Raw genomic sequence first — 26,695 nt, 5'->3', positions numbered from 1 at the left:
AGAAACCGGTGGTTCGGTCGTCGGACTACTGCGCCGCCATGGGCATCCGGGCGATCTGGCAGCGGTGCCAGAGGGTCGAGAGTGCGCCGACGAGGTGATCGACATCGGCCTCGGTATGCACCGGCGAGGGTGTGATGCGCAGCCGTTCGGTGCCTTTGGGCACGGTGGGATAGTTGATCGGCTGGATGTAGATGCCGAATTCCTCCAGCAGCGTGTCCGAGATGAACTTGCACTTGACCGGATCGCCCACCATCACCGGGATGATGTGGCTGGGGTTGGGCAGGTGCGGGATGCCTTCGGCATCCAGCCGGGCGCGGACCTGGGCCACGCGTTCCTTCTGAAGGTCGCGTTCGGCGTTCGACCGTTTCAGGTGCCGGATCGAAGCGGCGGCGCCGGCGGCGATGGCGGGCGGCAGGGCGGTGGTGAAGATGAAGCCGCTGGCGAAGCTGCGCACGAAATCGCACAGCGCAGCCGAGGCGGCGATGTAGCCGCCGACCACGCCGAAGGCCTTGCCCAGCGTGCCCTCGATCACGGTCAGGCGGTCCATCAGCCCTTCGCGTTCGGCAATGCCGCCGCCGCGCGGGCCGTAGAGGCCGACAGCGTGCACCTCGTCGAGATAGGTCATGGCGCCGTATTTGTCGGCCAGATCGCAGATCTCCTTGATGGGCGCGATGTCTCCGTCCATCGAATAGACCGATTCGAAGGCGATCATCTTGGGGGCGTCGGGATCGGCGGCGGCCAGTTTCGCCTCGAGATCCGCAAGGTCGTTGTGTTTCCAGATCACCTTTTGCGCGCGGGAATGGCGGATGCCTTCGATCATCGAGGCGTGGTTGAGCGCGTCCGAGAACACGATCAGGCCGGGGATCTTCGAGGCCAGGGTGCCGAGGGCGGCCCAGTTGGACACATAGCCGGAAGTGAAAAGAAGCGCGGCCTCCTTGTCGTGCAGATCGGCCAGTTCGGCCTCGAGCAGCACGTGATCGTGAGTGGTGCCGGATATGTTGCGGGTGCCCCCGGCCCCTGCCCCGCAGCGGTCGAGCGCGTCGTGCATCGCCGCGAGGACGGATGGGTGTTGGCCCATGCCGAGATAGTCGTTGGAACACCAGATGCGCACGTCGCGCTGGGTCTGCCCATCGGTCTGGCGGGCATTGGGAAAGGCGCCGCAGCGGCGCTGCAGGTCGATGAAGACGCGGTAGTTCCCCTCGGCCCTCAGATCGTCGAGGCTTTGGGCAAAGAAACGCTCGTAATTCATGACTCTCTCTCCCGCGCAGTCTGGCTTTCGGCCGAGACTAGGCAAGCCCGCTGGCGGGGGACATGACATTTGTCAAGAATCCGGGCGGGATTGACTCACCGTGGGGGAGAGGGCAGGTGCATAGGGGAGCGCCGGTGTCGGGCGCGGACGGGGACAGACGGGACGGCCGGGAAAACCGGCCCATGCACGGGAGGGGATGCCCGCGTGGCACATGAAGCACAAAAGGCGGTTGCACGGCAGTCGCTGCTGATCCGGTCGCTGCCGGAGCATCACGTGGAAACGCTGCTGAGCCATGCGATCTGGCGCAGCTATGAGCGGGGCGAGACCATCTTTCTGCAGGAAGAGAAGGCCCAGGCGATCCATGTGGTGATCGGCGGCTGGGTCAAGCTGTTCCGCATGGCGCCGACCGGCGCCGAGGCGGTGGTGAGCGTGTTCACCCGCGGCGAGAGCTTCGGCGAGGCGGTGGCGTTGCGCAACCTGCCCTATCCGGTCTCGGCCGAGGCGGTTTCGCCCTGCGAGATCATGCATATTCCCAGCCCCGTCTTCGTGTCGCTGATGAAAAAGGATCCCGAGATCTGCATCTCGATCCTGGCCTCGACCTTTACCCATCTGCATTCGCTGGTCGCGCAGCTGGAGCAGCTCAAGGCGCAGACCGGGGCGCAGCGGGTCGCGGAGTTCCTGCTGGGCCTGTGCGATTGCGACGCGGGCGCCTGCGAGGTCACGCTGCCCTATGACAAGATGCTGATCGCGGGGCGCCTGGGGATGAAGCCCGAAAGCCTGAGCCGGGCGTTCTCGCGCCTGAAGACGGCGGGGGTGACGGTGAAGCGGAACCATGCCGAGATCGCGGATATCGAAGCGTTGCGCGACTATGCCGACAGCGATCCGGCCGAGAACTGGAGCAGGTCATGAGCGCAAGGATGCAGGCAGTTCTGGACGCGATCGACGCGGCCAATGCCGCCGACCCGAACCTGGAGGACGGGCGGCCGGCGGCGCTGCTTTACGGCGAGCGGATGAGCGCGGAGCTGGAGCGGCTGGTGCCGGACGCCTCGGAGGTGCTGCGGATCGCCGCGCGCGGGCAGCATGTGGAGCGGTGGAAACTGGCGCGCACCGACTATCCCGAGGGGCGCGCGGGCTATCTGGCCTGGCGCCGGGCGCAGGGCGTGCATCACGCCGACCGGGTCATGGGGATGATGGCCGAGGCCGGTTACGACGCCGAAGACCGGGAAGCGGCAGGCCGGATGCTGCGCAAGGAGGGCCTCAAGCGCGATGCGGAGGTGCAGGCGCTGGAGGACGTGATCTGCTTCGTCTTCCTGAAATGGTATTTCGCGCCTTTCGCGGAGAAGCACTCGGCCGAGAAGATCCTGCGGATCGTGGAGAAGACGGCGCGCAAGATGTCGGCCGGGGCGCGGGCGCGGGTGCTGGCGGAGTTCGACCTGCCCGAAGACCTGGCGGCGGCGTTCCGGGGCTGAGGCGCTCCCGCCCGTCCGGCGCCGCATCTGCGATGCGCGCGTCCGGTTGGGCCGGGCCGCGCCTGCGGCGCGGCGGTTCCGGCCGCCTCGACATTGCCTGGTCGGCGGCGGGGATCGGGGACGAAGGCGGGCGGAGCGGCCGATGCAGGTGATGTGTCTGAACGGATGGGGAGGAAGGCACTATGACGCCCTTCACGCTTATGTGGCGGCGGCGGCCCCGACCGTCCTGTGCCTGCAGGAAGTCGTACACACGCCCGACTCGGACAAGGACTGGCTGACCTACCGGGACGGCGATCACGTCCTGGAGCAGCGGGCCAATTTCTTTCGCGACCTCCGCACCGCGCTGCCGGACCATATGGCCACCTTCTGCCCGGCCGCGCAGGGCGTTTTGTGGGACGCGGACACCGCGGTTCCCTCGCAATGGGGTTTGGCCACCTTCGTTCACGAGTCCTGCCCGGTGGTCGGACAGGTGCAGGGATTCGTGCACAAGGACTATTCGCCCGCGGCCTACGGGGCGCATCCGCGGTCGCGCAGCGCGCATGGCGTGCGGATCCATGACCCTGACGGGAAGCGCATGGTCAGCATCACGCACATGCACGGGCTTCGCGACCTCAGCGGCAAGACGGATACGCCGGAACGCGCCGCCCAGGCGCGCCGGTTGTGCGCGATCTCGCAGGCGGTGTCGGCGGCGGGAGACCTGCGCGTGGTCTGCGGCGATTTCAACGTGGAACCCGGCAGCGAAACGCTGGAGATCCTGGCCGCCACCGGTCTGGTCGAACTGGTCACGGGCCGGGGATTCGCCGGGACGCGGACCGCGCACTACGGCAAACCGGGACGGTTCGCCGATTATCTGCTGGTCAGCGACGCAGACGCGGTGAGAGATTTTCAGGTCGTCGCGCAGCCCGAGGTGTCGGATCATTGCCCGCTGGTGCTGCAGCTGTGAGGCGCGGCATTTCAAACCAGGTAGAGGCCGAGAAGCAGCAGGGTGAAGGCGCTCAGGGCCAGCGTGAAGCCGCGCAGCCAGGCGGGGCTTTGATCGAGGTCGAGATAGCGGGCGAGGATCACCCGGGCCTTGGCCAGCGCCAGCAGCAGGATGCCCGTGCCGGCGAGTTCGGACGGCAGAGGCAGGGTCGTCAGCAGCGCGGTGGTCAGGCTGAGCGCCAACAGTGCGACCCAGGCGCCGGTGAGGCGGTCGGGCCGCCTCCGGCGGGAGTATTTGGGGCAAGATGAAGGGGGGGACATCGCGCTCATCCCAGCAGGTAGATCACCGGGAACAGCATCACCCAGACCAGATCGACCATGTGCCAGAACTGCGCGCCGGCCTCGATGTTGCGGGGATGGTCCCGCCAGGCGACCAGCAGCAGGATGCCGACCCCGGCCAGCACATGGGCGGCGTGGAACCCGGTGAGCAGGTAATAGAACAGGAAGAACGGGTGGGTTTCAAAGCCGATGCCCTGCGCCGCCTTGTCGGCATATTCCACGCCCTTGACGATCAGGAAGACGACGCCCAGAGCCGCCGCGCCGATCAGGGCGATGCGGGCCGCCCGGCGCGCGGAGGCCCGCCGCCAGTGCAGCGCCTGGGCGGCGAGAAAGCCGGACGAGACCAGGACCGCGGTGTTGAGCGCGGCGCCGGTGCGGTAGAGATGCGACTGCGCCTCGGCAAAGCCGGCCGGATCGGTCAGCCGCACCGCCATGAAGGCCGCCAGCCCCGCCCCGAACACGAGCAGTTCCGAGACGATCAGCACCCACATCAGCAGCTCGCCGGGAAGCTCGTCGATGAGGGAGGCTTCGCTCATGCGCCGACCAGCTGGCGGTAGATCTGCGGCAGGGCCATGGTCAGGCGGTTGGGTTCGGGGATCACCGCGAAGCCCCCCTGCCCGAACATGCGCGGGAACCAGCTTTTGCCGGTCTTGTCGATGGTGACGCCGAAGACCGACTGCCCGGCGCGGCGGGCTTCGTGGACGGCCTGGCGGGTGTCCTCGATGCCGTGGCGGCCTTCGTAGTGGTCGAGGTCGTTGGGCTTGCCGTCGGTGATGACCAGGAGCAGCCGGCGCTTGCGCGACTGGCTGGCCAGATCGGCCGAGGCATGGCGAATCGCCGCGCCGAGCCGGGTGTAGAAGCCGGGGCGCAGCGAGGCGATGCGGTGTTCGACCGCCGCCGTCATGGGTTCGGCGAAGCCCTTGCACTGCTGGACGTAGACCCGGCTGCGCTTGAGCGACGAGAAGGCGTGGACGGCGAAATCGTCGCCGCAGGCGTCCAGCCCCCAGGCGAGCGCGGCCAGCGCCTCGCGCTCGATGTCGATGACGGCGCGGCCCGAGACCGCGCTTTCGGTGGAGCGGCTCACGTCGAGCAAGATCGAAACCGCCAGATCGCGGGCTTCGGGGCGGGACTGCATCCAGACCCGGTCGTCGCCTTCGCCATTGGCGCGGCGGTCGGTTTCGGCGCGGACGGCGGCCTCGATGTCGAGCTGGTCGCCGTCGAGATGCCCGCGGGTCATGACGCGGCCGGGGCGCAGCGCCTCGAACTGGCGCTTGACGGCGCGGATGCGGCGGGCGGTGGCGGGATCCTTGCCGAAGTCGGTGGCGTCCTCGCGGATCTCGGCGTGCGAGGTCAGGACGTTGACGTGATCGGGCAGATAGGCGCCGGTGCGCACGTCCCATTCGGGATAGAGCAGCCGGCCCGAGAGCCGTTCGCGGTCCACGTCCTCGGGGGCGAGGTCGAGATGCAGTTTCAGCTTGGTCGGTGGCGCCTTGGAGATCTGGCCCAGCCCGATCTCGTCCTGATCGTCGGCGGCCTTCTTGGCGTTGTCGGGATCGTCGTCATCGACGCGGCGGTTGAGGTTGAGGAATTCGGCCCAGCTGAGGATCGCTTCGAACTTGTGCAGGATGAAGCTGTCGCGGCGTTCGGCCTGTTCCGATTTGCGGCGGCGGGCGCGGTGGGTTTTCTCGCCGGACTCTTCCGGCGGGCCGTCGGTGTCGCGGCTTTCCACCTCGTGATGTTCGGAGAAGGCGACAGGGCGCAGTTCCGGCCAGAGCGGGACCGGGCGGAAGGGCTGATAGCCGCGCGGGGCGGTCAGGCCGGCGTCCAGCGCCCGGAGCCGTTCGGCCATGGACGAGAGCGGCGCCGGATCGCCCAGCATGTGGCGGATCAGTTCTTCGACCGCCGCTTCGGCGGGCGGCAGGTCGGGCACGTCGCGTTGATGCAGCACGCCCTTGCAGAGTTCGGTATGGAGCGGGCGCAGGCCGGGGGCATTGTCCAGCGTGGCCGCGACCATGCCCTGCGCGGCTTGCAGGGCGCGCAGGTCGGCGCGCAGGGGATCGTCGTCGTCGATGCGGGTGCCGGCATGGGCGGCGGCGGCGGCCAGCCAGACATAAAGCGCGCCGTTGGCCTCGCGGAAGGGGAACACCGCCAGCCGGTCGGGCAGGCGCAGGATCTCGCCGTCGAAAGAGGCACGCGGGAGCTGTTCCGCTTCGGTCCCCAGACGGCGGCGCCAGCTCAGCCGGTGGCGCGAGACCTCGAGCGATACCGGGCGCAATTCGACGCCCGGACTGCCCCCGAGGCCCCTGAACAGGACTGCCAGCCGCCCTGCGACCTGTGACAGGTCGACCGCGGCTCCGTCATGCGCCTGAGGCGCATCGAGGCGGCTGGCAAGGGTGTGCCACAGTTTCCCGATGGTTTCTTCGGGTTCCCATGGCTCGAAGTCGATCCTGACCATCGGCCGGCCTCACCCAAAGACAGCCGTGACAAGATCGAGGAGCCCGCGTTTGATATCCTCGTCATCGGTGAGAGGTTCGATCATGGCGGCAAGGATGGCGCGATCGGTGGACATGCCCTGCGCGATCAGGGTGGCGGCATAGACCACGAGGCGGGTCGAAACGCCTTCCTCAAGATCCTGGCCCTTGAGCCCGCGCAGCTTGTTCGCCAGCCGGATCAGCGGCTTGCAGCGGTCCAGCGCCAGGCCGCTTTCCTCGGCCACGACCCGCGCCTCGAGGTCGGGGGCGGGGAAGTCGAACTCCATCGAGATGAACCGTTGCCGGGTCGAGGGTTTGAGGGTTTTCAGGATGTTCTGGTAGCCGGGGTTGTAGGAGGCCACCAGCATGAAGCCGGGCGCGGCCACCAGTTCCTCGCCGGTGCGGTCGATGGGCAGGATGCGCCGGTCGTCGGTCAGCGGGTGCAGAACCACGGTCACGTCCTTGCGCGCCTCGACCACCTCGTCGAGATAGCAGATCGCGCCTTCGCGCACCGCGCGGGTCAGGGGACCATCGACCCAGACGGTCTCGCCGCCCTTGAGCAGATAGCGCCCGATCAGGTCGGCCGCGGCCAGGTCGTCGTGGCAGGCCACGGTGTGCAGCGGACGGCCGAGTTTCGCGGCCATATGCGCCACGAACCGGGTCTTGCCGCATCCGGTCGGCCCCTTGAGCAGGACCGGCAGGTTGTTGGCATGCGCGGCGGCGAAGACATCGCATTCGTCGCCCTGCGCGAGATAGAAGGGGGCGTCTGCCGCCCCCGTTCCGATGTTGATGGACCCGTCCATGGTCATGACTCCGCCGTCACGTGGTCAGGATCCTTTTCGAGCCGTTCACGCTCGATCGGGCCGGGCTGAACCACCTCTTTCCGGGGCACCCAGATCGCGTAGATGAAGAGCAGCGCGCCCAGCACCACCACCACGCCTGCGCCGAAGCGCATCCAGTAGAAGATGGCGATCTGGTCCTGCACGTCCATGAAGTAGTCGCCGACCACCCGCTGCATGTGCGTCTGGACGGTTCCGCCGAAGGTCAGCACGAAGGTCATGAAGACCATGCCGCTGGTCATCAGCCAGAACGAGGCCATGTTGAGCACCTGGTTGTAGGGGTCGCGGTTCAGCAGGATCGGCATCGCATAGGTGAAGATCGCGCAGTTCAGGGCGACATAGGCGCCGTAGAAGGCCAGGTGGCCGTGCGCCGCGGTGATCTGCGTGCCGTGGGTGTAGTAGTTCACCCCGTGCAGCGTGTGCAGGAAGCCCCAGACGCCGGCGCCGAAGAAGGCGAGCGTGGCGCAGCCCAGCGACCACAGGAGCGCGGCCTTGTTCGGGTGGTCCCGGCGGCCCTTCCAGACCATGACGAAGGCAAAGGCCATCATCGCGAAGAAGGGGATCACCTCGAGGCTCGAGAAGATCGAACCAATCCACTGCCAGTAGCCGGGGGTGCCGATCCAGTAGTAGTGGTGCCCGGTGCCGAGAATGCCCGAGAACAGGGCGGCGGCCACGATGACATAGAGCCATTTCTCGACGATCTCGCGGTCCACGCCCGTCAGCTTGAGCATCAGGTAGGCGAGGATCGAGGCCATGATGAGTTCCCAAACGCCTTCGACCCAGAGATGCACGACGTACCACCAGTACATCTTGTCGAGCGACAGGTTGGACGGGTTGTAGAAGGCGAAGAGGAACAGCAGCGCCAGACCCCAGAGGCCCAGCAGCAGGATGTTGGTGATCGCGGTCTTGCGGCCCATCAGCACCGTCATGGTGACGTTGTAGAGGAACATCAGCGCGGCCACGACGATCCCCGCCTTGACCCATTTGGGTTGTTCGAGGAATTCCCGGCCTTCCTTGCCGAGCAGCCAGTTGCCTTCGAACAGGTTGAAGACATAGGTCACAACGACGCCCAGCGTGCCGACCACCAGGATCAGCAACTGCAGATAGGCCAGCTTGGGCGAATGGATTTCACGTTCGGCCTCTTCCGGGATCAGGAAATAGGCCGCGCCGAAGAAGCCGAGCAACAGCCACACGATCAGCGAGTTGGTGTGCAGCATCCGCACGATGTTGAACGGCAGGAGCTCGCTGACCGTGTTGGGGGCGACATAGATCCAGCCGGCGAGCAGACCGCCCAGCACCTGGATCGCGAACAGCGCCATGGCCACCGCAAAGTAGGCCAGCGCGATTTTCTGGGATTCGTATTTCATTTCTCCGTTCCCTCCTTAGCCCGCGTCGTTCGGGGGCCAGCCCTGCGCGTCGATGTTGTCCGTCCAGATCAGGAAGTTGGTCAGATCGCGGAGTTCTTCGTCGCTGAGGTTGAAATTGGGCATCTGCCGGCGGCCTTCGATGCCGGTGGGTTGCGCCTCCATCCAGCCCTTGAGGACTTCGAAGGCGGCCTCCGGATCGTCCAGAACGCCCCAGCGTGTCATCACGTTGCCGACCTCGGGGGCAAAATAGGCCCCTTCGCCCAGAATCGAGTGACAGTTGATGCAAGCGTGTTTTTCCCACACGTGCTTGCCGCGGGCGACGCTGTCATCCAGCTTGGCCGCGTTCTCGGAGTTGATGATGTACAGGTGGGAATGGGCCGACAGGGCCAGAAAGATGAGGATGAAGAACAGGGAACCGCCATAGAATATGTTGCGGGCCATGCTCTTTGTCATGACTTCGCGCATTGCGCTCTCCTTTGCGCCGCTTTGCTGATGCCGGAAAGAATGGCGGGCGCCGGGTCCGGGCGCCTTAACGAAAGTCAAGACGGCCCGGAAAGGGTGTCGATGGACCGGTCGCCGGCCGGGTGGCGGCGTTGGCTCGGTCTGTGGCGCGGCCCTTGACGGCGGCGATTGCAATTGCGTCGCAAACTCATATCGCATTGTTATCATTGACAAAAACAGATCCCGCCACTATGTCGGGCGGTATCGGGGAGTAGCAACCGCTGTTTGCGGGGGCGCGTCAACAGACTCGCGGTCCGGATCCGCGTGGCGCGTCCAGCCCGGGGACGGTCCCGGGCCCTGCAAGACCGTGGCGACCGGATCCTGCGGGCGGGGTCCGACCGTCGCCAGGTCAGGCCCACCGGATGTCGCGAGGATATAGACATGACCCCGATTGCAGTCGGACTGCTGGCGATCAGCATGTCCATCGACGCCTTCATCGCCTCGGTCGGCCGCGGAACCGCAAGGGATGGCCCCGTCTTGCGTTCGGCGCTCAGGACCGGCGCGGTCTTCGGGCTGGTGGAAACGGTCACGCCGATCCTTGGCTGGATGCTGGGCATGGCCGCCAGTCGCCACGTCGAACTGTTCGATCACTGGATCGCCTTCGGGCTGCTGACTCTGGTCGGCCTGCGGATGATCCTGCATTCCGGCGGCGGCGATGGCGGCCGGCCGGCCCGCGCCCATGCGCCGATGGTTCTGGTCGCGACGGCGGTGGGCACCTCGGTCGATGCGATGGCCGTCGGCATCTCGCTGGCCTTCATGGACGCCAACATCGTCCTGATCGCCCTGGCCATCGGGGCGACGACCGCCGCCATGAGCACGACCGGGGCGCTGGCCGGGCAGATGCTGGGGCGGCGGTTCGGGCGTGCGGTCGAGGTGATCGGCGGGATCGTCCTCGTCGGTCTCGGGAGCGCGATCCTGGTCGAGCACCTGGGGATGTGACGGCGCTCAGGCCGCGCCCAGGCGCGGCCGGGTCAGGGCGGGCCACATCGAGACGAGAAACAGGACGAAGGCCGCGACCCACAGGCCGCCGGTGGTGAGCATGGCGGCGAGGTGGCCGGCGTCGAGCTCGGATCCGGCCCAGCGCAGGAGCGCCGCCGCACCCATCAGGGCATAGGCCAGCGCCATCGGCGCCGGGGCGATCAGCGCCCGGCCCGAATGGCCCAGCGCCGCGCGGCTCATCACCGCCAGCGTCATGCCGCCGACGCAGCCGATGCCGAGGATGTGCAGGCCCGCGAGTTCGTTGCCCAGACCCAGCAGCGCCGCGCCCCAGGCCAGCATCCCCAGCGCCAGCATGGCGATGCCCAGATGCAGCGACCAGAGGATCGGCTGGCGCAGGCACCATGCGCCGCGCCACCGCGCCAGACGCGCGGCCTGCACCAGCCCGAACAGGATCGCCAGCGGGCCGAGGCACCAGCCCGGAGCGCCGAGCATCGCCAGCGGCGGCAGCGCCAGCGCCAGCACCAGCGCCGCGCGTTCGACGCGGGCGTTGCTTTGCGGCCAGCGCGCCTCGGGCTCGCCGGCCCGTTTCATGGCGTTGCGGGTGAAGGCCGGCGTGACCCGTCCGCCGAGGACGGAGATCAGGGCGCAGAGCGTCACCAAACCGCCGCGCAGCCCGGTCTGCGCCGTGTCCTGGGTGACGCCCATCCATTCCAGATGCACCAGCAGATCGGCGGCCCAGAGATAGCCCAGGAACAGCAGGAACATCACGTTCTGGGGCTTTGGCCGCTTTGCAAGCTGCATCAGGATCTTGATCGCCAGGACCGGGATGAAGCTCAGATCCGCGACCGCGACCCAGACCGGCGGGACCGCGCCGGCGCACCAGACCGCCAGCCGCCCGGCCAGCCACAGGGTCACGGCCAGGGTGATGAAGCTCTGCCGCGCGCCGGGCGTGTCGGTCCAGTTGGGCACCGCCGTCAGGAAGAAGCCGCCGATGGCGGCGCTGGCATAGCCGAAGATCATTTCGTGCGCGTGCCAGAGCGTCGGGGTCTGACCCTGCGGCACCGCCTCGGCGACCCCGGCGAGGTAGAGCAGCCAGACCGCACCGCTGAGCAGGCCGAACAGGCCAGCGGCCAGAAAGAACACGCGAAAGCCTTCTCCCATGACGCGCGCGACGGTGGCGGACATTGCTGCTCTCCTTTGCCCGATGCCCCGGATGGCGGGCCGTGCGGGGAAAGGGCCGACGCCCCGGCCGCCGACTCGGGCGGCTCTGTCCCCGCATCCCGCCTGCCTTCCGGAATCTCTAGCGGCGGCGCGGCGGGGCGGACTTAACAAAAATCAAACGGGACACCAGTTTTGTCGCCCGGTGCGGCCGGTCGCCGCCACCGCCGCCGCGGGTTTCCGCCGGTGCCGTTGACTTTGGTCAAGGAGTGCGCGCCGCTCTGCGCACATTCTCCGCCCTGCCTCACCACGCATATGGAGAGTGATCATGTCACTTGGAATCAGCTACACGAGAACCGGGCGCGCCTTCGGGGCCGGTTTGGCGATGCTGCTCGGCACTGTTGCCGCGCCGGCATTCGCCCAAGAGCCAACACTGAGCGAGGAAGCTTTCGAAGCCTCCAAACAGCTTTACTTCGAACGCTGCGCAGGCTGCCACGGCGTGCTGCGCAAGGGCGCTACCGGCAAGAGCCTCGAGCCGGTGGTGAAGAAAACGAACGCCGACGGCACCGTGACCGAATCCGGCACGCTGAAACTCGGCCAGGAACGTCTGGAAAAGATCATCGCCTGGGGTACCGAGGGCGGGATGAACAACTTCTCGGACATCATGACCGAGGACGAGATCCGCGACATGGCGACCTATATCATGATGGAGCCGCCGAAGCCGCCGGAAATGTCGCTGGCCCAGATGGAAGCCACCCGCAAGGTCTATGTCGAGCCGGAGGACTACCCGACCGAGCCGCTGCATGGCCGCAACTGGGAAAACTTCTTCGTCGTCATCGAGCGTGACGTGGGCAAGGTGGCCGTGATCGACGGCGACACCAAGGAAGTGCTGGCGCATATCCCGACCGGATACGCGGTGCACGTTCTGAAAGCCTCGGAACACCACAGCATCAACGAGCCGGAAAACCCCGGCCGGTTCTGGTACACCATGGGCCGCGACGGCAAGATGACCAAGATCGACCTGTGGCAGGAGCCCGAGAACATGCTCGTGGCCGAGGTCAAGATCGCCTATGACGCCCGCGACGTGGCCGTGTCCGGCGACGGCAAATACGTGATCGGCGGGGGTTACTGGCCGCCGCACTTCGCAATTGTCGATGCCGTGACCATGGAGCCGAAGAAGGTCGTTTCGACCCGCGGCATGAACGTGGACGGCGAATATGTGGAAGAAAGCCGCGTGGCGGCGATCTATACCACGCCGCACGAACCCACCTGGATTGTCGCCATCAAGGAGCTGGGCCAGCTCTGGCAGGTCGATTACACCGACCTGGACAACCTGCAGATCACCAAGATCGACTCGGCCAAGTTCCTGCATGACGGGTTCTTCGATCCGACGGGCCGGTACTTCCAGATCGCCGCGAACGCGTCCAACAAGATGGTCGTGGTCGATACCGACGACTACAAGCTGGAAGCGATGATCGACACCGGTCCGTTGCCGCACCCGGGTCCGGGCGCCAACTGGGTGGATCCGAACTGCGGTCCGGTCGCCGGCACCACGCACCTTGGCGAGGGCCTGGTGACGGTCTGGGGCAACGACCCGGAAGGTCATCCCGACCAAGCCTGGAAGATCTGCTATGAGACCGAAACCGACGGTGCGGGCCTGTTCATCCGCACGCACCCGACCTCGGACTATATCTGGGCCGACCAGACCAAGCACCCCGAGCCTGAAATCCAGCAATCGGTGCAGGTCATCTCGAAAGAGACCGGCGAGATCGTCAAGACGATCCAGATCACCGAGGAAGAGGGCAACGTTGCCGTCCATATCGAGTTCAACCAGGACGGATCCGAGGTTTGGGTTTCCAAGTGGAACCGCTCGACCTCGAAGGAGCCGAACGGCGAGATCGTGATCTTCGACGCCAAAACGCTGGAAGAGATCGGTCGCGTGAAGGGCCTCTACGCGCCCACCGGCAAGTTCAACGTCTACAACCGGTCGAACCACGTCACCTGACGGACCGAAACGCGCCAACCGAAAGGGCGGGCTTCTCGCCCGCCCTTTCCTCGTTCCCGGCCGCGCGGCGGCGTCCGACATGACGGCCGGAGCAGTTTCACAAGCCAAATCCACCGGCCTGTCACCCAAGGCCAGACAAGACAGCCAATACGGAGCCTGGATATGACCCAGTCCGAACCGGAAAAGAAAAAACCGATCTGGCGCCGGTATTTCCTGTGGGGAATGCCCGTGGCCGGTCTGGCCGGCGCCTTTGCCGCCGGCATCATCTTCTGGGGCGGGTTCAACACCGTCGTGGAAGCTACCAACACCGAGAAATTCTGCCTCTCGTGCCACGAGATGCGGAATTACGTTTACGAGGAATACAAAGGCACCATCCATGACGTGAACCGCTCTGGCGTCGGTGCGGTCTGTTCCGACTGTCACGTACCCAAGGACTGGACGCACAAGATGATCCGCAAGGTCAAGGCGACCAGAGAGCTGTATGGCAAGGCGGTCGGCTCGATCAGCACGCCGGAAAAGTTCGAGGCCAAGCGCCTGCATCTGGCGATGAACGAGTGGGAGCGCATGAAGGCCACCGACTCGCGCGAGTGCCGCAACTGCCACGATTTCGAGTCGATGATGCCCGAGTTCCAGAAGCCGCGCGCCCGTCAGCAGCACCTGAACGCGATGGAAGCCGGCCAGACCTGCATCGACTGCCACAAGGGCATCGCACATTCGGATGCCCGCGACCGGGCGGACGAGGATTATCTGGAGCAGCTCGAAGCGCCCGATCCGAAATTCGTCCGGGCGATCCCGCAGGAGTATCTTGACAGCCTGGCCCGCATCGAGGCCAAGGAAGCCGCCGAGGCCGAGGCCGAGAAACAGGCCAAGCAGGCCCAGCACGAGGCGATTCAGGCGCAGATCGCGGCCGCCGTCGAAGCCGCGGTCGCGCAGGAGCGGGCGCAGGCCGCCGCCGAAAGCACCGAGGTCGCCGCGGCGGCCGGCGGTGATGGCGGCAGCGGTGGCGGTGGCGGCAACGCCGCGCCGAATGTCGACTGGTCCGCAGTCGCCCCGACCGAGCTGAAGCTGTTCTATCCCGGCCAGGCCTCGTTCGAATGGGCGCAGAACGGCAAGATGCATGGCGGCGCGCGCCCGCTGACCAAGGGCGGCGATGCCTGCTCGACCTGCCACGCCAAGGAACTGGACGCCATCGGCGGCAAGATCGTGGCCGGCGGCGATCTGGAACCGACGCCGATCCCGGGCAAGCGCGGCGTGATCGACGCGACCGTTCAGGCGGCCCATGACGACGAGCGGCTGTATGTCCGCCTGCAGTGGCCGGATGCCGGGCACAACCCCGCCCCCTTCGTCGATGGCGGCAAGATGGACCCGGACAACCCGATCAAGGTCGCCATGATGATCACCGGTACCGGGATCGAAATGGGCGAACAGGTGGGCTGCTGGGCCTCGTGCCACGCCGACAACACCCTGATGCCCTTCGATCCGGACGCCGAGGCGATCGCCGCGAACGGCGAGGTCGCGGCCCGTCTGGGCACGACGGACACGGTGACCAAGTATCTCAGCGAAAGCCGCACCGACATCGAGATCCGGGGTCGTGGCGACAAGCCGCTGGGCGGCTGGGACAAGCTGAAGCCCGAGGCCGAGATCGAGCAGTATCTGGCCGACGGCACCTATCTCGACCTGCTGCGCGTCTATGCGGACGGCAGCGCCACCAACGGCTATCTGCTGGAGCAGCGGGTGGTCAACGATGGCGAGATCGCGGCCGAGGCCAGCCTGGACGGCGGCATGTGGACGGTGGTGTTCTCGCGCCCGCTGAACAGCGGCGCGCCGGGCGACATCCCGCTTGAGCCGGGCCAGACCTATACGGTGGGCTTCGCCATCCACGACGACCATGCGGCGGCGCGGTTCCACCACGTGACGCTGGACACCACGCTGGCGCTGGACGACGACGCCGCGGCCATCAACGTGGTGAAGCAGTGAAACAACGGGGCGGCCGGGACGGACCGGCCGCCCCGGAGACCGGAGAGGAGACCGACCGATGCCCAAGATCAGACCTTTCGCCGCAATCCTGCTGTCGCTTGCGGCAGCGTCACCCGCCCTGGCCGCGGACGAGGATCAGGCCGCGATCTGCGCCGAGGCCGAAGAGCGGTATGTCGAACTGTTCGGGCAGCCGTCCTCGGACGCGGAGGGCGCCGAGGTGGTGCTGATGTACAAGTACAATTTCTGCCCCGCCGAGTTGACGGTGAAGGCCGGCACCACGGTGCGCTGGGTCAACGTGGACAAACGCACCAGCCACAGCGTGTTGCTGAAGGATGGCAGCGAGCCGGAAACCGACCGGGCCTTTCCCGAAGAATCCGTCGAGATCACCTTTCTGACGCCGGGTCCGCAGGACTATCTGTGCGGGCCGCATTGGGAAACCCAGGAGATGATCGGACGCGTGACCGTCGAACCCTGACGGAACGGGGCAGCGTTGCAGGCAGGCGGGGAGCGCGGGAGAATTCCCGCGCTCCTTAACTTTAGTCAAGGCGACTCCTTTTGGCTTTGGCCAATCTGCCCCCATGACATGCCAGCCAAGCCCCGCCCGCATCACGGTTTTCCCGCCATCCGTGGCTTTGGAACCCTTGTCGGCGTGCGGGGCGCACCCTGCGGAATTTCAGGACAAGCGAGTTTGCTCATGAGCGGTAAGGTTTTTCTCATCGGTGCCGGACCCGGCGACCCCGAACTGATGACCCTGCGCGCGCACCGGATGCTGCGCGAGGCGGACGTGGTCGTGTATGACCGGCTGGTATCGGCCGACATTCTGACCCTGTGCCCGGAGGGCGCGGTCATGATTCCCGTCGGCAAGGCCCCCAAATGCCACACCGTGCCGCAGGAGCGGATCAACGAGATCCTGCTGGAACAGGCGCGCGCGGGGCATCGCGTTGCCCGCCTCAAGGGCGGCGATCCGATGATCTTTGGCCGCGGCTCGGAAGAGGCGGCGTATCTGGCCGCGCATGGCGTCGCCGTCGAATACGCCCCCGGCATCACCGCGGCGCAGGGCGCGTCCTGTTCGACCGGGGTGCCGCTGACCCATCGCGGGCTGGCCACCTCGGTTCAATACGTGACCGGGCACCGGCAGGCCGACAAGGTGCTGGATCTGGACTGGAAACGGCTGGCCGATCCCGACTGCACGCTGGTCATCTACATGGGCGTGGCGAATATCGGCCAGATCGCCATGGGCCTGATGACCGAGAAGCTGCCCGGCTCGACCCCGGTTCTGGCGGTCGGCCGCGCCACGACGCCCGACGAACGCCGGCTTGTTTCGCGGCTGGACCGGATCGCCACGGATGTGCGCGAGGCCGGCCTGTCGGCCCCTTCCCTCTTCATCATCGGCCGGGTCGTTTCGCTGTATGCCGAACGGCCGGTTGCCGACCTCATGGAACAGGTGACAGCCCATGCCTAGTTCATCCTGCCTGCCCAACCCCTCGACCGAACGCATCGGACGCGCGGTCCGTACCGGTCTGACGACCCTTGTGCTGGTGGCCACATCCGCGATGGCCGCCGACGTTCTGGACCCGGCCGCGCTCAAGCGTCTGGTGCATCAGGATTGCGGCTCGTGCCATGGCCTGACGCTCAAGGGCGGGCTCGGGCCGGATCTGCGCGCCGAAAACCTGCAACATTATGACGTGGACGTTCTGTCCGGCGTCATCCTGGACGGCATCCCGGATACCGCCATGCCCCCGTGGCGGCCGCTGATGACCCAGGAAGAAGCCGAATGGATCGCCCGTTACCTGCTGGAGCCCGAGAACCAATGAAACGTCTTGCGCTGGGCCTTGTGGCCACTCTGATGCTGTCTGCGGCCCATGCCGAGCCGGTGGCGACCGGCGATCTGGGGCTGGTGATCGAGCGGGCCAAAGGCTCGGTCCTGCTGGTCGATCAGTCGGACCGCGCCGCGCTGGCCCGGATCGAGGGGCTGGGCGATCTGTCCCATGCCTCGCTGGTCTATTCGCCGGACCAACGCTTTGCCTATGTCTTTGGCCGCGACGGCGGATTGACCAAGGTGGATATCGTCACCCGACAGATCGCGGGCCGGGTCGTTCAGGCGGGCAATGCGATCGGCGGCGCGATCTCGGATGACGGCGCGCTGGTGGCGGTCTCGAACTACGAGCCCGGCGGCGTGCGCGTGTTCGACGCTGACACGCTGGAGATGGTCGCGGACATTCCGACGGGCAGCAAGACCATCGGACTGGTCGATGCGCCGGGGCGGCGGTTCGTGTTCACGATGTGGGACAGCGGCGAGACCTGGATCGCGGATTTCTCGGGCGATGCGCCGGACATCACCAAGATCACCGGAATGGGCAAGAACCCCTATGACGCGCTGATCACCGCCAATGGCCGCACCTACATCACCGGGCTGTTCGGCGAGGACGGGCTGACGGCGCTGGATCTGTGGTCGGACAACCCCGAACCGATCCGGGTGCTGCCCGGCTATGGCCGGGGGCAGGAAGTAATGCCGGTCTACAAGATGCCGCATCTGGAAGGCTGGGCGCTGACCGGGCGCGAGTTCGTGCTGCCCGCGGTGGGCCATCACGAGGTGCTGTGGGTCGATGCCGACACCCTGACCGAGACCGGGCGCACCAAGACCCACGGCCAGCCGGTCTTTGCCATGGCGCGGCCCGACGGACGGCAGGTCTGGGTCAACTTCGCCCATCCCCTGAACGACACGATCCAGGTGATCGACACGCTGAGCAAGGAGGTCATCCACGAGTTCAAACCCGGACCGGCGGTACTGCACATGGAGTTCACGCCGCGCGGGCACGAGGTTTGGCTCAGCGTGCGCGATGCCGGCAAGATCATGATCTATGACACGCAAACCTTTGAGAAACTGCGCGAAATCGAGGCGGACAGCCCTTCGGGCATCTTCTTTACCGCGCGCGCGCACAGGACAGGGCTGTGACCGAGATGTGCCATATCACCGATCCGATCGACCGCAGTCTGCTGGATGACTGGCAGCGCGACTTTCCCGTGACCGATCGCCCGTTCCGGGTCCTGGCCGATGCGCTGGACCTGAGCGAGGACGAGGTGATCGACCGGCTGGCCCGGATGCGGGCCGCCGGCCGGATCACCCGCGTCGGCGCCACCATCGCGCCCGGCACGGTCTCGGCCAGCACGCTGGCCGCCGTTGCGGCGCCCGAAGAGCGGATCGAGGAGGTGGCCGCCCTGATCGATGCGGAACCGGGTGTCAACCACAACTATCAGCGCGAAGACGACTGGAACCTCTGGTTCGTGGCCACCGGCCCGGACCGTCAGCATGTGGACGACACCCTGGCCCGGATCGGCGCGCAGGCGGGCCTGCGCGTGCTCGACCTGCGGCTGGTGCGCCCGTTCAACGTGGATCTCGGGTTCCGGATGGCGGACAAGACGCCGCGCGTGCCCGGCGCCCGCAAGGTGGACCGCTCGGTCATGCGCGCAGGCGACCGGGATCTGCTGCAGGCGCTGAGTTCCGGCCTGCCGCTGGTGGCGGACCCCTTCGCCGCCCTGGCCCGCGCCCTGGACCGCGCCGCGGGCGAAGTCATGGAGCGCATCCGGGTGCTGCATCGGGCCGGCATCATCTCGCGCCTCGGCGTGATCGTGCGGCACCGGGCGCTGGGCTGGTCGGCCAATGCGATGGTCGTCTGGGATCTGCCGGCCGCCGACATCAACGCCGCCGGGCCGGCGCTGGCCGCCCATCCCGGCGTGACCCTGTGCTACGAGCGCCGCCCGGTCGAAGGCGTCTGGCCCTACCGGCTCTATTCGATGATCCATGCCCGGTCGCGCCGCGAGGCGAACGACGTGCTGGCCGGGGCCGCCGATCTTCCGCAGTTGCGCGGCGTTCCGCACAAGGTGCTGTTCTCGACCCGGTGCTTCAAGCAGACCGGCGCCCTGATCAAGCCGCGGGAGGTGGCGGCATGACCCCGCTGGACGCAACCGACCGCGCCATCCTGAACCGGATGCAGGAGGATCTGCCGCTGGTGGCCCACCCCTACGCGGCGGTGGCCGGGGAGCTGGGGATCGACGAGGCCGAGCTGCTGGAGCGGCTGGCCCGGATGAAGGACGAGCGGGTGATCACCCGGTTCGGCCCCTTCTTCGACGCCGCCGCGATGGGCGGGGCGTTCTGCCTCTGCGCCATGGCGGTGCCCGAGGGCGATTTCGACACCGTCCTGACCAAAGTCAATGCGCATCCCGAGGTCGCGCACAATTATGAACGTACGCATCGGCTGAACATGTGGTTCGTCCTGGCCACCGAAACCCCGGCGGGGATCGGAGCCACCGCGGATGCGATCGAACGGGAAACCGGAATCGAGGTTCTGCGCTTTCCCAAACTGCAGGAATTCTTCATCGGCTTCCGGGTGGCGGCATGATCGACGACATGGACAGACGGATCATCGCGGCGATGCAGGGCGGCCTGCCCTTGGTGCCGGCGCCCTTTGCCGAGATCGCGGATCGGGTCGGTCTGGACGAACCGGCCCTGATGGACCGCATCGCGGCGCTGAAGGGCCGCGGGGTGATCCGCCGGATCGCGGCGGCGCCCAATCACTACAAGCTGGGCATGACCGCGAACGGCATGACGGTGTGGGACGTGGAGGACGGGCGCGTCGCGAAACTGGGCGCGCGGATCGGCGCCCTGCCCTGCGTCACCCATTGCTATGAACGCCCGCGCGCCCTGCCCGACTGGCCCTACAACCTGTTTGCCATGGTGCATGGCGCCGACCGCGGCGAGGTCGAGACGAAGCGGGCCGAGATCGCCGCGATCCTCGGCGCGGCCTGCCGGGGCAGCGACATCCTCTATTCCACGCGCATTCTGAAGAAGACCGGGCTGCGCCTGACAAGGAAAGGCTGAGACATGTTCCGCCTGAGCGAATACATGCATCAACTGGTCGAACCGACACCGGTGCGCAGACGCCGCCCCGGCCCGGTGAAGCCGGTGGTGATCTGGAACCTGACGCGGCGCTGCAACCTGAAATGCCGCCATTGCTATACCGTCTCGGCGGACGTGAACTTTCCCGGCGAGTTGAGCCACGACCAGGCGATGGGCGTGCTGGAGGATCTGGGCCGCTTTCGGGTGCCGGCGCTGATCCTGTCGGGCGGCGAGCCGCTGGACCGGTTCGATTTCTTCGACATCGCCGCCCGCGCACGCGCGCTGGTGCCGATGCTGGCGCTGTCCACCAACGGCACCAGGATCCACGGCGAAACCGCCGACCGGATCGCCGAGATCGGCTTCAGCTATGTCGGCATCTCGCTCGACGGGATCGGAGCCACGAACGACTGGTTCCGGGGCGTCGAGGGCGCCTTTGCCGACGCCTTGCGCGGCGTGCGCGCCTGCAAGGAACGCGGCATCAAGGTGGGGCTGCGGTTCTGTCTGACCGAGGGCACCCAGCATCACCTGCCGGACCTCTTGCAGCTGTGCGACGACGAGGGGGTGGACAAGTTCTATCTGAGCCACCTGGTCTATGCGGGACGCGGCGACAAGAACCGCGGCGAGGACGCCCGGCGCCAACGCACCCGGCATGCCATGGACCTGCTGCTGGACCGGGCCTGGATCGGGGTGGCCGAGGACATGCCGCTGGATATCGTGACCGGCAACAACGACGCGGATGCGGGGTATTTCCTGGACTGGGTACGCCGCAACTTCGACGATGCGCGGGCCGCGCATGTGCGCGAGCACCTCGCGGCCTGGGGCGGCAATTCCAGCGGCCTGGGCGTGGCCAATATCGACAATCTGGGCCGGGTGCATCCCGACACGTACTGGTCGGACTACACGGTCGGCAACGTCAAGACGACGCCGTTTTCCGAGCTGTGGACCGGGGACGATCCGATGCTGGCGCTGCTGCGCACCCGCCCGCGGCCGCTCAAGGGCCGCTGCGGGGCGTGCAGGCTGCAGGATGTCTGCGGCGGCAACACCCGCATCCGGGCGCTGCAGCTGACCGGCGATCCCTGGGCGGAAGACCCGGCCTGCTATCTGAGCGATGCCGAGATCGGCGCGGACAGCGCCGAGCGGCTGGAAGTCACACCATTTCGGGGGAAACGTCATGACCCGGCGCATCAGTTCTTTTGATCCGGTGACGCATCGCGCCGCGACCGATGCGCGCGCGGCGCGGACGGGCGCCTCCGGCGGGAGTATTTTCGGCAAGATGAAGATCGGGGCGCTGTGCGCGGTGCTGACGGCGGGGGCGGCCCTTGCCGGTCCGGTCGAGGACTATGCCGAGCACTGCGCGGCCTGCCATGGCGACAACCGGCTGGGCGGCATCGGCCCGGCGCTGATCCCCGAGACGCTGAAACGGATGCGCGGGCCGCGGGTGGCCGCGGTGATCGCCGAGGGGCGCGCGGCGACGCAGATGCCCGGGTTTTCGCAGGAACTGAACGCGTTGCAGATCGAGGAACTGGCGGGCTGGCTGAAATCGCCGCTCGAGGTCGATCCGGACTGGGGCGAGGCCGACATCATGGCCAGCCGGATGCTGGACGAGGGTTACGGGGCCGTCGATGCTCCGGTCTGGGACAGCGACCCGATGAACATCACGCTGGTGGTGGAGACCGGCGATCATCATGTCTCGGTGCTGGATGGCGACACGTTCGAGGTGCTGGACCGGTTCGAGACCCCGTTCGCGGTGCATGGCGGCCCCAAGTTCAGCCCCGACGGGCGTTTCGTCTTCATCATGTCGCGCGATGGCTGGGTGCAGAAATACGACATCTGGGCGCTGAAACAGGTGGGCCGCGTGCGGGCGGGCCTGAACAGCCGCAACATCGCCATGTCCGGCGACGGCAGGTGGCTGGCGGTGGCGAACTACCTGCCCAACACGCTGACGATCCTCTCGACGGTTGACCTGTCGGTGGCGGAGGTCCACGAGATCAAGGGCAAGGACGGCACACCCAGCCGGGTCAGCGCCGTGTACCAGGCGCCGCCGCGCGAAAGCTTCGTGCTGGCGCTCAAGGACGTGCCCGAGATTTGGGAGGTGTCCTACAGCAAACACCCCGATCCGGGGCTGTTCGCGGGCGGGCTGGCGCATGACTGGAAGATCGAGGGACCGGTGCCGCAGGACACGCCCTTTCCGATCCGCAAGATCACCACGCCCGATTACCTGGACGACTTCTTTTTCGACCAGAGCTACGAATACGTCATGGGCGCCTCGCGCAAGGGCGACGGCGGGCAGGTGATCGATCTGGTGATCGGCCACAAGGTCGCCGATCTGGATCTGCCGGGGATGCCGCATCTTGGCTCGGGCATCACCTGGAAAATGGGCGATGCCACGGTGATGGCGACGCCGCACCTGACCGACGGCGCGGTGTCGGTGATCGACATGGACAGCTGGGAGACCGTCAAGCGGATCGAGACCGAAGGCCCCGGCTTCTTCATGCGCAGCCACGAAACCTCGCCCTATGTCTGGGTGGATGTGTTCTTTGGTCCGAACAAGGACGTCATGCATGTGATCGACAAGCAGAGCCTCGAGATCGTCGAGACCCTGCGTCCCGCCCCCGGCAAGACCGTGGCCCATGTGGAATTCACCCGGGACGGCAGCCATGCGCTGGTGTCGGTCTGGGAGGATGACGGTGCGGTGATCGTCTATGACGCGGCGACGCTGGAAGAAGTCAAACGCCTGCCGATGCGCAAGCCCTCGGGAAAGTACAATGTCTGGAACAAGATCACCTTCTCGGAAGGCACCAGCCACTGAGGGCCGGTGGCCGGTCTGGAAACTGGCCCTGCTGCTCTATCCGGCGGCGGCGCTGACGGTCGCGATCAACCTGTTCCTGATCGGGCTGATCGCGCACGGGCTGGGCTGGGCGGCGATCCGTCCGGTGGCGGCGATCCTCTGGGCGCTGCCGCTGGGCATTCCGGCCGGTTGGCTGGCCGGGCGGTGGCTGCGCGGCCTGATGGACGAAGCGGACGGCTGAGATCAGGCGGCCTGGCCCCGGCGCCCGAGCACCGACAGCGGCCGGCCTGCCACCGACAGGAAGAGCGCCGAGATGATCAGGCCGCCCAGGGCGGGCAGGTAGAGCAACCCCCAGAGCTCCGGCCGCGCTATCACCAGCGGCGCGACGACCCCGCGCACCCCTTCGAGCAGCACCAGAAGCGTGAACGCCGCAAAGATCTGCGGCCAGAGCCCGAACCGCGAGAAGCTGCCCAGCATCAGGGTCGAATAGCCGACCAGCGCCACGGCGAGACAGATGAAGATCCAGGACACCCTCTGATGCAGTTCCTCGGTGATCTGGCCCTGCGTGTAGCCGTCGGCCTGCCCGATCGCCTGCGGCCCGCGCAGCAGTTCGAGCGTTGGCACGGCCTGAAGACTGCGCTGAAAGATGCCGCCGTCATCGGTCAGCGAGGTGATGTCATAGGAGGCATCCTCGAACACCGTCGAGGACATGGTCCGGTTCACGCTGTCGTAGCGCAGCGCCACGCCGTCGAGCATGACCAGGTTGATGCCGCCATTGCCGCGCACCAGATACGCCTGCGCGCCGGAATAGTTCACCGGGTTCCGGGGATCGCGCCGGTCCGACAGGAACACGTTGCGCAGCGTCCCGTCCAGTTCGATCTTGCCGATATAGACGGTGACGCCGTCGGACGGGTGCAGGAATTCGCCCTCGTTGAGCAGCTGCGCGGTCACGTCGCCGGCGACCTCCTGCTGGCGCTGTTCGAGCTGCAGCACCGAGGCGGGCCGCAGATAGAGGCTGATCGCGCCCATCATCACCCCGGTGATCAGCCCGAACCAGATGACCGGCCGGGCCAGCCGCCAGGGGCTGAACCCGGTGGCCAGCACCACGGTGAGTTCGCTTTCGCGGCTCAGCCGGTTGGTGACATAGACGGCGGCGGCGAAGATCGCCATCGGCATCACGGTCCGGATCAGCGAGGGCAGCGTGAGGGCGGTGAATTCCAGAAACACCATCGCGGACTGGCCGCCGCTGATCACCCGGTCGAACAGGCTGACCGAGCGGGTGATCCAGAACACGCCCACCAGGACCAGCGTGAAGAACCCGAAGAGCAACAGAAGCTGGCGCAGGAAATAGCCATCGAAACGCGACATGCCGCTCTACCATTGGTTCCGGTTCGGGCGGACAGTAGTCCATTCCCAGGCGGGAGGAAACCGGGATTCGCGGGTGCGGTCAGACGGCCTGCATCCGCCTGCGCCGCAAACCGAGACTCACCATCAGGGCGAGCGCCCCGGCGAGCAGGGCAATGGGTGCGGGGAGCGGTATGGGGTTGGCGGGTGCCGGGGGAGTTACCGCATATTCGCCGGCATTGGTGACGCCGCCCGGAAACCCGCCGACCAGCGGAAAGACCGCGAACAGGGGCGGAATGACGCCCGGATCGACCGAATCCTCAAGCGAAAGCACGCATTCCAATGCCAGACACCCCGGCCCGGCCGTCGAGTTCAGAATGAAGCCCTCGGTTGCGGGATTGCCGCGGATGTCGTTGGCCACGACATCATAGACCGGTGCGGCTACGCCTGTCCCCAGCGTGTCATAGGTAACGCCGTCCAGCGTGATTTCGAAGCTGGTCAGCAACCCGCCGGTATCGGGCGCGTCGAACGTGCCGGTGGCACCGTCGATTTCGATCTCGTAGGTTACGGTGATGGCTTTGGCCGATCCGGCGGACAGCCCCAGAACCACGGCCGCCGCGGCCATTGCAAATGTCGCACGGGAATGAATTTGCTTGAACATATCACCCTCAAAACCACAAAAAGACAGGCTATATCCTAGTGGAAATTGCCGATTCTGTCCAATTCGCGTCGCGCCGGACGCAAAGGGGTTCGAAAAAGGTGGGATGTTGGCAGGGGCAGCAGGGTTCGAACCCGCGACCTACGGTTTTGGAGACCGTCGCTCTACCAGCTGAGCTATACCCCTGTGACAGGGTTTCAGATATGCCAGCTCTGCGGCGGACTCAAGAGGCTTTTTGGCGAGGCCGGCAAATGCCGTGGGACAAACGAGTTGCGTCGCGCGCTGAGTAGGATAAACCGTTCCGCGCCTGAACGGAGGACGCGGAACGTGGGTTTGCGCAGCAGGATCGCGGACAGCGAGACGGTGTTGAACTGGGTGGCGCGGTGCATCGCCCGGTACATCCGGATGGTGCATCGCAACACGCGCTGGCAGCGGATCGGCTATGAGGATCTGGACCGACTAGCGGCGCAGGGTGAGCCGGTGATCGTGGTGCTGTGGCACCAGAGGCTGGCGCAGTCGCCCTATTTCTTTCCGCTCGACAAGGGGCGCATCTGTTCGATCACCTCGTCCGCGCGGGCCGGCAGCATGGTGGGCCGCGTGCAGAAGCTGTTCGGCATGGACACCATCGCCATGTCCAGTCACAAGCGTCACGTCGCCCTTTCGCGCGAGGTGCTGGGCAAGATGAAACAGGGGATCTCGATCGGCATCGCCGCGGACGGGCCGCGCGGGCCCGAACGGGTGTCCTCGACCGTGCCGCTGATCTGGGCGCGCAGTTCGGGCAAGCGGGTGTTCGGCATCACCTACGCCACGCGACATGGGCGCGAGGCGGGAACCTGGGACCGCCTGCTGCTGCCGCGCCCCTGGCGGAACGAGGGCGTGTTCCTGTGCCGGGAATGGACCGAGACGGTGCCGCGCAAGGCCAGCGAGGACCAGATCGAGGCGCTGCGGCAGAGCCTGGAGCGGCACATGAACGACCTCACGGCCGAAGCGGATCGGATGGTGGGACGGGCGCCGTGGCGCGCGGAGGAGTCGGGCGGCACGGGCTGAAGGTGCGCCCGGACACCCGGCGGGAGAGGCCGGGTGTCCTCAGGGTTCAGGGAGGAGTTGAACCCTCAATGGAGCCGGTTCACGCGCCTTTGAATCTCGGCGCACCGCTCGAAGGAGCGAAAAACGGCCCGGAAGATGCTGGCGGACGGGATCTTGTTGAAAACAGGCATCTGAAACACTCCGAACTCTCGGGAATGGAGTAAGTTTGCGATGATTCCCGAATGCCGTCTGTGAATAAGCTCACACATAACGAAGAAAAAGCCGCCCCGTTGGGGCGGCCTTCGTTGGTTTCTCACCTTGTTGCTCCCGGCAGATTTTCCTGTGGAAAATCGCCTGCCGCAACCCGGCGCGGCAAGCGCGCCTTACTCGATGATCTTCGACACAACGCCGGCGCCGACGGTGCGGCCGCCTTCGCGGATGGCGAAGCGCAGGCCGTCTTCCATCGCGATCGGCGCGATCAGCTCGACCGTGAAGCCCACGTTGTCGCCCGGCATCACCATCTCGGTGCCCGCCTGCAGCGTCACCGTGCCGGTCACGTCGGTGGTCCGGAAGTAGAACTGCGGACGGTAGTTGGCGAAGAACGGGGTGTGGCGGCCGCCCTCTTCCTTGGTCAGAATGTAGGCTTCGGCCTCGAACTTGGTGTGCGGCGTCACCGAGCCCGGCTTGCACAGCACCTGGCCGCGCTCGACGCCGTCCCGGTCGATGCCGCGCAGCAGCGCGCCGATG

28 protein-coding genes and 1 tRNA gene are annotated in these 26,695 nt (G+C 66.7%); 17 read left to right on the top strand and 12 right to left on the bottom strand.

Features of this window, described 5'->3' with window-relative positions; genetic code table 11:
• Positions 1 to 25: 25 nt before the first annotated feature.
• Positions 26 to 1,249, bottom strand: a complete 1,224-nt coding sequence (hemA, locus tag AC2FNJ_RS11445; protein WP_496764365.1) for a 5-aminolevulinate synthase — start codon at positions 1,247 to 1,249, stop codon at positions 26 to 28.
• Between the two features lie 204 nt (positions 1,250 to 1,453).
• Between hemA and AC2FNJ_RS11440 the strand changes: the two genes are divergently transcribed.
• From AC2FNJ_RS11440 to AC2FNJ_RS11430, 3 genes are all read left to right on the top strand, one after another.
• Positions 1,454 to 2,158, top strand: coding sequence for a Crp/Fnr family transcriptional regulator (locus AC2FNJ_RS11440; protein ID WP_496764364.1), 705 nt, complete (start codon positions 1,454 to 1,456; stop codon positions 2,156 to 2,158).
• Positions 2,155 to 2,718: a DUF4202 domain-containing protein gene (locus tag AC2FNJ_RS11435; protein WP_496764363.1), complete on the top strand. Its 564-nt coding sequence runs from the start codon at positions 2,155 to 2,157 to the stop codon at positions 2,716 to 2,718. Before AC2FNJ_RS11440 ends, AC2FNJ_RS11435 begins: the two co-directional genes overlap by 4 nt.
• Before the next feature lie 142 nt (positions 2,719 to 2,860).
• Positions 2,861 to 3,661 (top strand): endonuclease/exonuclease/phosphatase family protein, encoded by an 801-nt coding sequence (locus AC2FNJ_RS11430; RefSeq protein ID WP_496764362.1) that lies wholly within the window; start codon positions 2,861 to 2,863, stop codon positions 3,659 to 3,661.
• Positions 3,662 to 3,672: 11 nt separating this feature from the next.
• Here the strand turns inward: AC2FNJ_RS11430 and AC2FNJ_RS11425 are convergent, their stop codons facing one another.
• The 6 genes from AC2FNJ_RS11425 to AC2FNJ_RS11400 are packed head-to-tail and all read right to left on the bottom strand — an operon-like array spanning position 3,673 to position 9,120.
• A complete protein-coding gene (locus AC2FNJ_RS11425) occupies positions 3,673 to 3,960 on the bottom strand; it encodes a cytochrome C oxidase subunit IV family protein (RefSeq protein WP_496764361.1) in 288 nt (95 codons plus the stop codon).
• Positions 3,961 to 3,965: 5 nt separating this feature from the next.
• Positions 3,966 to 4,514, bottom strand: coding sequence for a cytochrome c oxidase subunit 3 (locus AC2FNJ_RS11420; RefSeq protein ID WP_496764360.1), 549 nt, complete (start codon positions 4,512 to 4,514; stop codon positions 3,966 to 3,968).
• Positions 4,511 to 6,433: a nitric oxide reductase activation protein NorD gene (locus tag AC2FNJ_RS11415; protein ID WP_496764359.1), complete on the bottom strand. Its 1,923-nt coding sequence runs from the start codon at positions 6,431 to 6,433 to the stop codon at positions 4,511 to 4,513. The genes AC2FNJ_RS11420 and AC2FNJ_RS11415 overlap by 4 nt, the downstream gene beginning before the upstream one ends.
• A gap of 9 nt (positions 6,434 to 6,442) precedes the next feature.
• Positions 6,443 to 7,252, bottom strand: a complete 810-nt coding sequence (locus AC2FNJ_RS11410; RefSeq protein WP_496764358.1) for a CbbQ/NirQ/NorQ/GpvN family protein — start codon at positions 7,250 to 7,252, stop codon at positions 6,443 to 6,445.
• A gap of 2 nt (positions 7,253 to 7,254) precedes the next feature.
• The gene (locus AC2FNJ_RS11405; protein ID WP_496764357.1) at positions 7,255 to 8,655 is read right to left on the bottom strand and encodes a cbb3-type cytochrome c oxidase subunit I; all 1,401 of its coding nucleotides are present in this window, start codon (positions 8,653 to 8,655) and stop codon (positions 7,255 to 7,257) included.
• 15 nt (positions 8,656 to 8,670) lie between these two features.
• Positions 8,671 to 9,120 carry a c-type cytochrome gene (locus tag AC2FNJ_RS11400; RefSeq protein WP_496764356.1) on the bottom strand — a complete coding sequence of 150 codons (450 nt, stop codon included), beginning with the start codon at positions 9,118 to 9,120 and terminating at the stop codon, positions 8,671 to 8,673.
• Between the two features lie 417 nt (positions 9,121 to 9,537).
• Between AC2FNJ_RS11400 and AC2FNJ_RS11395 the strand changes: the two genes are divergently transcribed.
• Complete coding sequence (locus AC2FNJ_RS11395; RefSeq protein WP_496764355.1) at positions 9,538 to 10,095, top strand: manganese efflux pump MntP; 558 nt, start codon at positions 9,538 to 9,540, stop codon at positions 10,093 to 10,095.
• A gap of 6 nt (positions 10,096 to 10,101) precedes the next feature.
• Here the strand turns inward: AC2FNJ_RS11395 and AC2FNJ_RS11390 are convergent, their stop codons facing one another.
• Positions 10,102 to 11,280 (bottom strand): NnrS family protein, encoded by a 1,179-nt coding sequence (locus AC2FNJ_RS11390; RefSeq protein WP_496764354.1) that lies wholly within the window; start codon positions 11,278 to 11,280, stop codon positions 10,102 to 10,104.
• A 301-nt stretch (positions 11,281 to 11,581) separates the two neighbouring features.
• Between AC2FNJ_RS11390 and AC2FNJ_RS11385 the strand changes: the two genes are divergently transcribed.
• The 12 genes from AC2FNJ_RS11385 to AC2FNJ_RS11330 all read left to right on the top strand — a co-directional run bounded on the left by AC2FNJ_RS11385 (position 11,582) and on the right by AC2FNJ_RS11330 (position 23,161).
• Positions 11,582 to 13,258 (top strand): cytochrome D1 domain-containing protein, encoded by a 1,677-nt coding sequence (locus AC2FNJ_RS11385; RefSeq protein WP_496764353.1) that lies wholly within the window; start codon positions 11,582 to 11,584, stop codon positions 13,256 to 13,258.
• A 162-nt stretch (positions 13,259 to 13,420) separates the two neighbouring features.
• Positions 13,421 to 15,235 carry a NapC/NirT family cytochrome c gene (locus tag AC2FNJ_RS11380; protein WP_496764352.1) on the top strand — a complete coding sequence of 605 codons (1,815 nt, stop codon included), beginning with the start codon at positions 13,421 to 13,423 and terminating at the stop codon, positions 15,233 to 15,235.
• Between the two features lie 58 nt (positions 15,236 to 15,293).
• Entirely contained in the window at positions 15,294 to 15,710 is a 417-nt protein-coding gene (locus AC2FNJ_RS11375) for a cupredoxin domain-containing protein (RefSeq protein WP_496764351.1), read from the top strand.
• A 219-nt stretch (positions 15,711 to 15,929) separates the two neighbouring features.
• Positions 15,930 to 16,697 carry a uroporphyrinogen-III C-methyltransferase gene (cobA, locus tag AC2FNJ_RS11370; protein WP_496764350.1) on the top strand — a complete coding sequence of 256 codons (768 nt, stop codon included), beginning with the start codon at positions 15,930 to 15,932 and terminating at the stop codon, positions 16,695 to 16,697.
• Positions 16,690 to 17,049, top strand: a complete 360-nt coding sequence (locus AC2FNJ_RS11365) for a c-type cytochrome (RefSeq protein WP_496764349.1) — start codon at positions 16,690 to 16,692, stop codon at positions 17,047 to 17,049. Before cobA ends, AC2FNJ_RS11365 begins: the two co-directional genes overlap by 8 nt.
• Positions 17,046 to 18,191, top strand: coding sequence for a cytochrome D1 domain-containing protein (locus AC2FNJ_RS11360; protein ID WP_496764348.1), 1,146 nt, complete (start codon positions 17,046 to 17,048; stop codon positions 18,189 to 18,191). Before AC2FNJ_RS11365 ends, AC2FNJ_RS11360 begins: the two co-directional genes overlap by 4 nt.
• A gap of 5 nt (positions 18,192 to 18,196) precedes the next feature.
• Complete coding sequence (gene ahbB / locus AC2FNJ_RS11355; RefSeq protein ID WP_496764411.1) at positions 18,197 to 19,186, top strand: siroheme decarboxylase subunit beta; 990 nt, start codon at positions 18,197 to 18,199, stop codon at positions 19,184 to 19,186.
• Entirely contained in the window at positions 19,183 to 19,635 is a 453-nt protein-coding gene (locus tag AC2FNJ_RS11350) for an Lrp/AsnC family transcriptional regulator (protein WP_496764347.1), read from the top strand. The genes ahbB (AC2FNJ_RS11355) and AC2FNJ_RS11350 overlap by 4 nt, the downstream gene beginning before the upstream one ends.
• Positions 19,632 to 20,114 carry a siroheme decarboxylase subunit beta gene (ahbB, locus tag AC2FNJ_RS11345; protein WP_496764346.1) on the top strand — a complete coding sequence of 161 codons (483 nt, stop codon included), beginning with the start codon at positions 19,632 to 19,634 and terminating at the stop codon, positions 20,112 to 20,114. Before AC2FNJ_RS11350 ends, ahbB (AC2FNJ_RS11345) begins: the two co-directional genes overlap by 4 nt.
• Before the next feature lie 3 nt (positions 20,115 to 20,117).
• Positions 20,118 to 21,329 carry a heme d1 biosynthesis radical SAM protein NirJ gene (gene nirJ / locus AC2FNJ_RS11340; RefSeq protein ID WP_496764345.1) on the top strand — a complete coding sequence of 404 codons (1,212 nt, stop codon included), beginning with the start codon at positions 20,118 to 20,120 and terminating at the stop codon, positions 21,327 to 21,329.
• 76 nt (positions 21,330 to 21,405) lie between these two features.
• Positions 21,406 to 22,941 (top strand): cytochrome D1 domain-containing protein, encoded by a 1,536-nt coding sequence (locus tag AC2FNJ_RS11335; RefSeq protein ID WP_496764410.1) that lies wholly within the window; start codon positions 21,406 to 21,408, stop codon positions 22,939 to 22,941.
• A complete protein-coding gene (locus AC2FNJ_RS11330; protein WP_496764344.1) occupies positions 22,898 to 23,161 on the top strand; it encodes a hypothetical protein in 264 nt (87 codons plus the stop codon). Before AC2FNJ_RS11335 ends, AC2FNJ_RS11330 begins: the two co-directional genes overlap by 44 nt.
• Before the next feature lie 2 nt (positions 23,162 to 23,163).
• On the opposite strand, the gene lptF is transcribed toward AC2FNJ_RS11330, so the two are convergent.
• The 3 genes from lptF to AC2FNJ_RS11315 all read right to left on the bottom strand — a co-directional run bounded on the left by lptF (position 23,164) and on the right by AC2FNJ_RS11315 (position 25,108).
• Positions 23,164 to 24,288, bottom strand: a complete 1,125-nt coding sequence (gene lptF / locus AC2FNJ_RS11325; RefSeq protein WP_496764343.1) for an LPS export ABC transporter permease LptF — start codon at positions 24,286 to 24,288, stop codon at positions 23,164 to 23,166.
• 79 nt (positions 24,289 to 24,367) lie between these two features.
• A complete protein-coding gene (locus AC2FNJ_RS11320; RefSeq protein ID WP_496764342.1) occupies positions 24,368 to 24,925 on the bottom strand; it encodes a hypothetical protein in 558 nt (185 codons plus the stop codon).
• Positions 24,926 to 25,032: 107 nt separating this feature from the next.
• Positions 25,033 to 25,108 (bottom strand) — tRNA-Trp (locus tag AC2FNJ_RS11315).
• Positions 25,109 to 25,249: 141 nt separating this feature from the next.
• Between AC2FNJ_RS11315 and AC2FNJ_RS11310 the strand changes: the two genes are divergently transcribed.
• Positions 25,250 to 25,969: a lysophospholipid acyltransferase family protein gene (locus tag AC2FNJ_RS11310; RefSeq protein ID WP_496764341.1), complete on the top strand. Its 720-nt coding sequence runs from the start codon at positions 25,250 to 25,252 to the stop codon at positions 25,967 to 25,969.
• 362 nt (positions 25,970 to 26,331) lie between these two features.
• On the opposite strand, the gene AC2FNJ_RS11305 is transcribed toward AC2FNJ_RS11310, so the two are convergent.
• A partial coding sequence (locus AC2FNJ_RS11305) for an EF-Tu C-terminal domain-related protein (protein ID WP_496764340.1) occupies positions 26,332 to 26,695 on the bottom strand: 364 nt, incomplete at its 5' end.

The organism is Ruegeria sp. BHSB196, assembly GCF_059613135.1.
Note: the sequence above shows the minus strand (reverse complement) of the source record. Positions and strands in the feature narration are given on the sequence as shown.

What these genes read in the sequence shown, in the direction of transcription:
- AC2FNJ_RS11405 (WP_496764357.1), bottom strand. Translation starts at nt 8,655, where the DNA reads ATGAAATACGAATCCCAGAAAATCGCGCTGGCCTACTTTGCGGTGGCC.
- AC2FNJ_RS11385 (WP_496764353.1), top strand. Translation starts at nt 11,582, where the DNA reads ATGTCACTTGGAATCAGCTACACGAGAACCGGGCGCGCCTTCGGGGCC.
- AC2FNJ_RS11330 (WP_496764344.1), top strand. Translation starts at nt 22,898, where the DNA reads ATGTCTGGAACAAGATCACCTTCTCGGAAGGCACCAGCCACTGAGGGC.
- AC2FNJ_RS11420 (WP_496764360.1), bottom strand. Translation starts at nt 4,514, where the DNA reads ATGAGCGAAGCCTCCCTCATCGACGAGCTTCCCGGCGAGCTGCTGATG.
- AC2FNJ_RS11430 (WP_496764362.1), top strand. Translation starts at nt 2,861, where the DNA reads ATGCAGGTGATGTGTCTGAACGGATGGGGAGGAAGGCACTATGACGCC.
- AC2FNJ_RS11415 (WP_496764359.1), bottom strand. Translation starts at nt 6,433, where the DNA reads ATGGTCAGGATCGACTTCGAGCCATGGGAACCCGAAGAAACCATCGGG.
- AC2FNJ_RS11360 (WP_496764348.1), top strand. Translation starts at nt 17,046, where the DNA reads ATGAAACGTCTTGCGCTGGGCCTTGTGGCCACTCTGATGCTGTCTGCG.
- ahbB (WP_496764346.1), top strand. Translation starts at nt 19,632, where the DNA reads ATGATCGACGACATGGACAGACGGATCATCGCGGCGATGCAGGGCGGC.
- cobA (WP_496764350.1), top strand. Translation starts at nt 15,930, where the DNA reads ATGAGCGGTAAGGTTTTTCTCATCGGTGCCGGACCCGGCGACCCCGAA.
- AC2FNJ_RS11410 (WP_496764358.1), bottom strand. Translation starts at nt 7,252, where the DNA reads ATGGACGGGTCCATCAACATCGGAACGGGGGCGGCAGACGCCCCCTTC.
- AC2FNJ_RS11375 (WP_496764351.1), top strand. Translation starts at nt 15,294, where the DNA reads ATGCCCAAGATCAGACCTTTCGCCGCAATCCTGCTGTCGCTTGCGGCA.
- AC2FNJ_RS11350 (WP_496764347.1), top strand. Translation starts at nt 19,183, where the DNA reads ATGACCCCGCTGGACGCAACCGACCGCGCCATCCTGAACCGGATGCAG.
- AC2FNJ_RS11435 (WP_496764363.1), top strand. Translation starts at nt 2,155, where the DNA reads ATGAGCGCAAGGATGCAGGCAGTTCTGGACGCGATCGACGCGGCCAAT.
- AC2FNJ_RS11390 (WP_496764354.1), bottom strand. Translation starts at nt 11,280, where the DNA reads ATGTCCGCCACCGTCGCGCGCGTCATGGGAGAAGGCTTTCGCGTGTTC.
- nirJ (WP_496764345.1), top strand. Translation starts at nt 20,118, where the DNA reads ATGTTCCGCCTGAGCGAATACATGCATCAACTGGTCGAACCGACACCG.
- AC2FNJ_RS11425 (WP_496764361.1), bottom strand. Translation starts at nt 3,960, where the DNA reads ATGTCCCCCCCTTCATCTTGCCCCAAATACTCCCGCCGGAGGCGGCCC.
- AC2FNJ_RS11400 (WP_496764356.1), bottom strand. Translation starts at nt 9,120, where the DNA reads ATGCGCGAAGTCATGACAAAGAGCATGGCCCGCAACATATTCTATGGC.
- AC2FNJ_RS11365 (WP_496764349.1), top strand. Translation starts at nt 16,690, where the DNA reads ATGCCTAGTTCATCCTGCCTGCCCAACCCCTCGACCGAACGCATCGGA.
- AC2FNJ_RS11320 (WP_496764342.1), bottom strand. Translation starts at nt 24,925, where the DNA reads ATGTTCAAGCAAATTCATTCCCGTGCGACATTTGCAATGGCCGCGGCG.
- AC2FNJ_RS11395 (WP_496764355.1), top strand. Translation starts at nt 9,538, where the DNA reads ATGACCCCGATTGCAGTCGGACTGCTGGCGATCAGCATGTCCATCGAC.
- AC2FNJ_RS11380 (WP_496764352.1), top strand. Translation starts at nt 13,421, where the DNA reads ATGACCCAGTCCGAACCGGAAAAGAAAAAACCGATCTGGCGCCGGTAT.
- AC2FNJ_RS11335 (WP_496764410.1), top strand. Translation starts at nt 21,406, where the DNA reads ATGAAGATCGGGGCGCTGTGCGCGGTGCTGACGGCGGGGGCGGCCCTT.
- lptF (WP_496764343.1), bottom strand. Translation starts at nt 24,288, where the DNA reads ATGTCGCGTTTCGATGGCTATTTCCTGCGCCAGCTTCTGTTGCTCTTC.
- ahbB (WP_496764411.1), top strand. Translation starts at nt 18,197, where the DNA reads ATGTGCCATATCACCGATCCGATCGACCGCAGTCTGCTGGATGACTGG.
- hemA (WP_496764365.1), bottom strand. Translation starts at nt 1,249, where the DNA reads ATGAATTACGAGCGTTTCTTTGCCCAAAGCCTCGACGATCTGAGGGCC.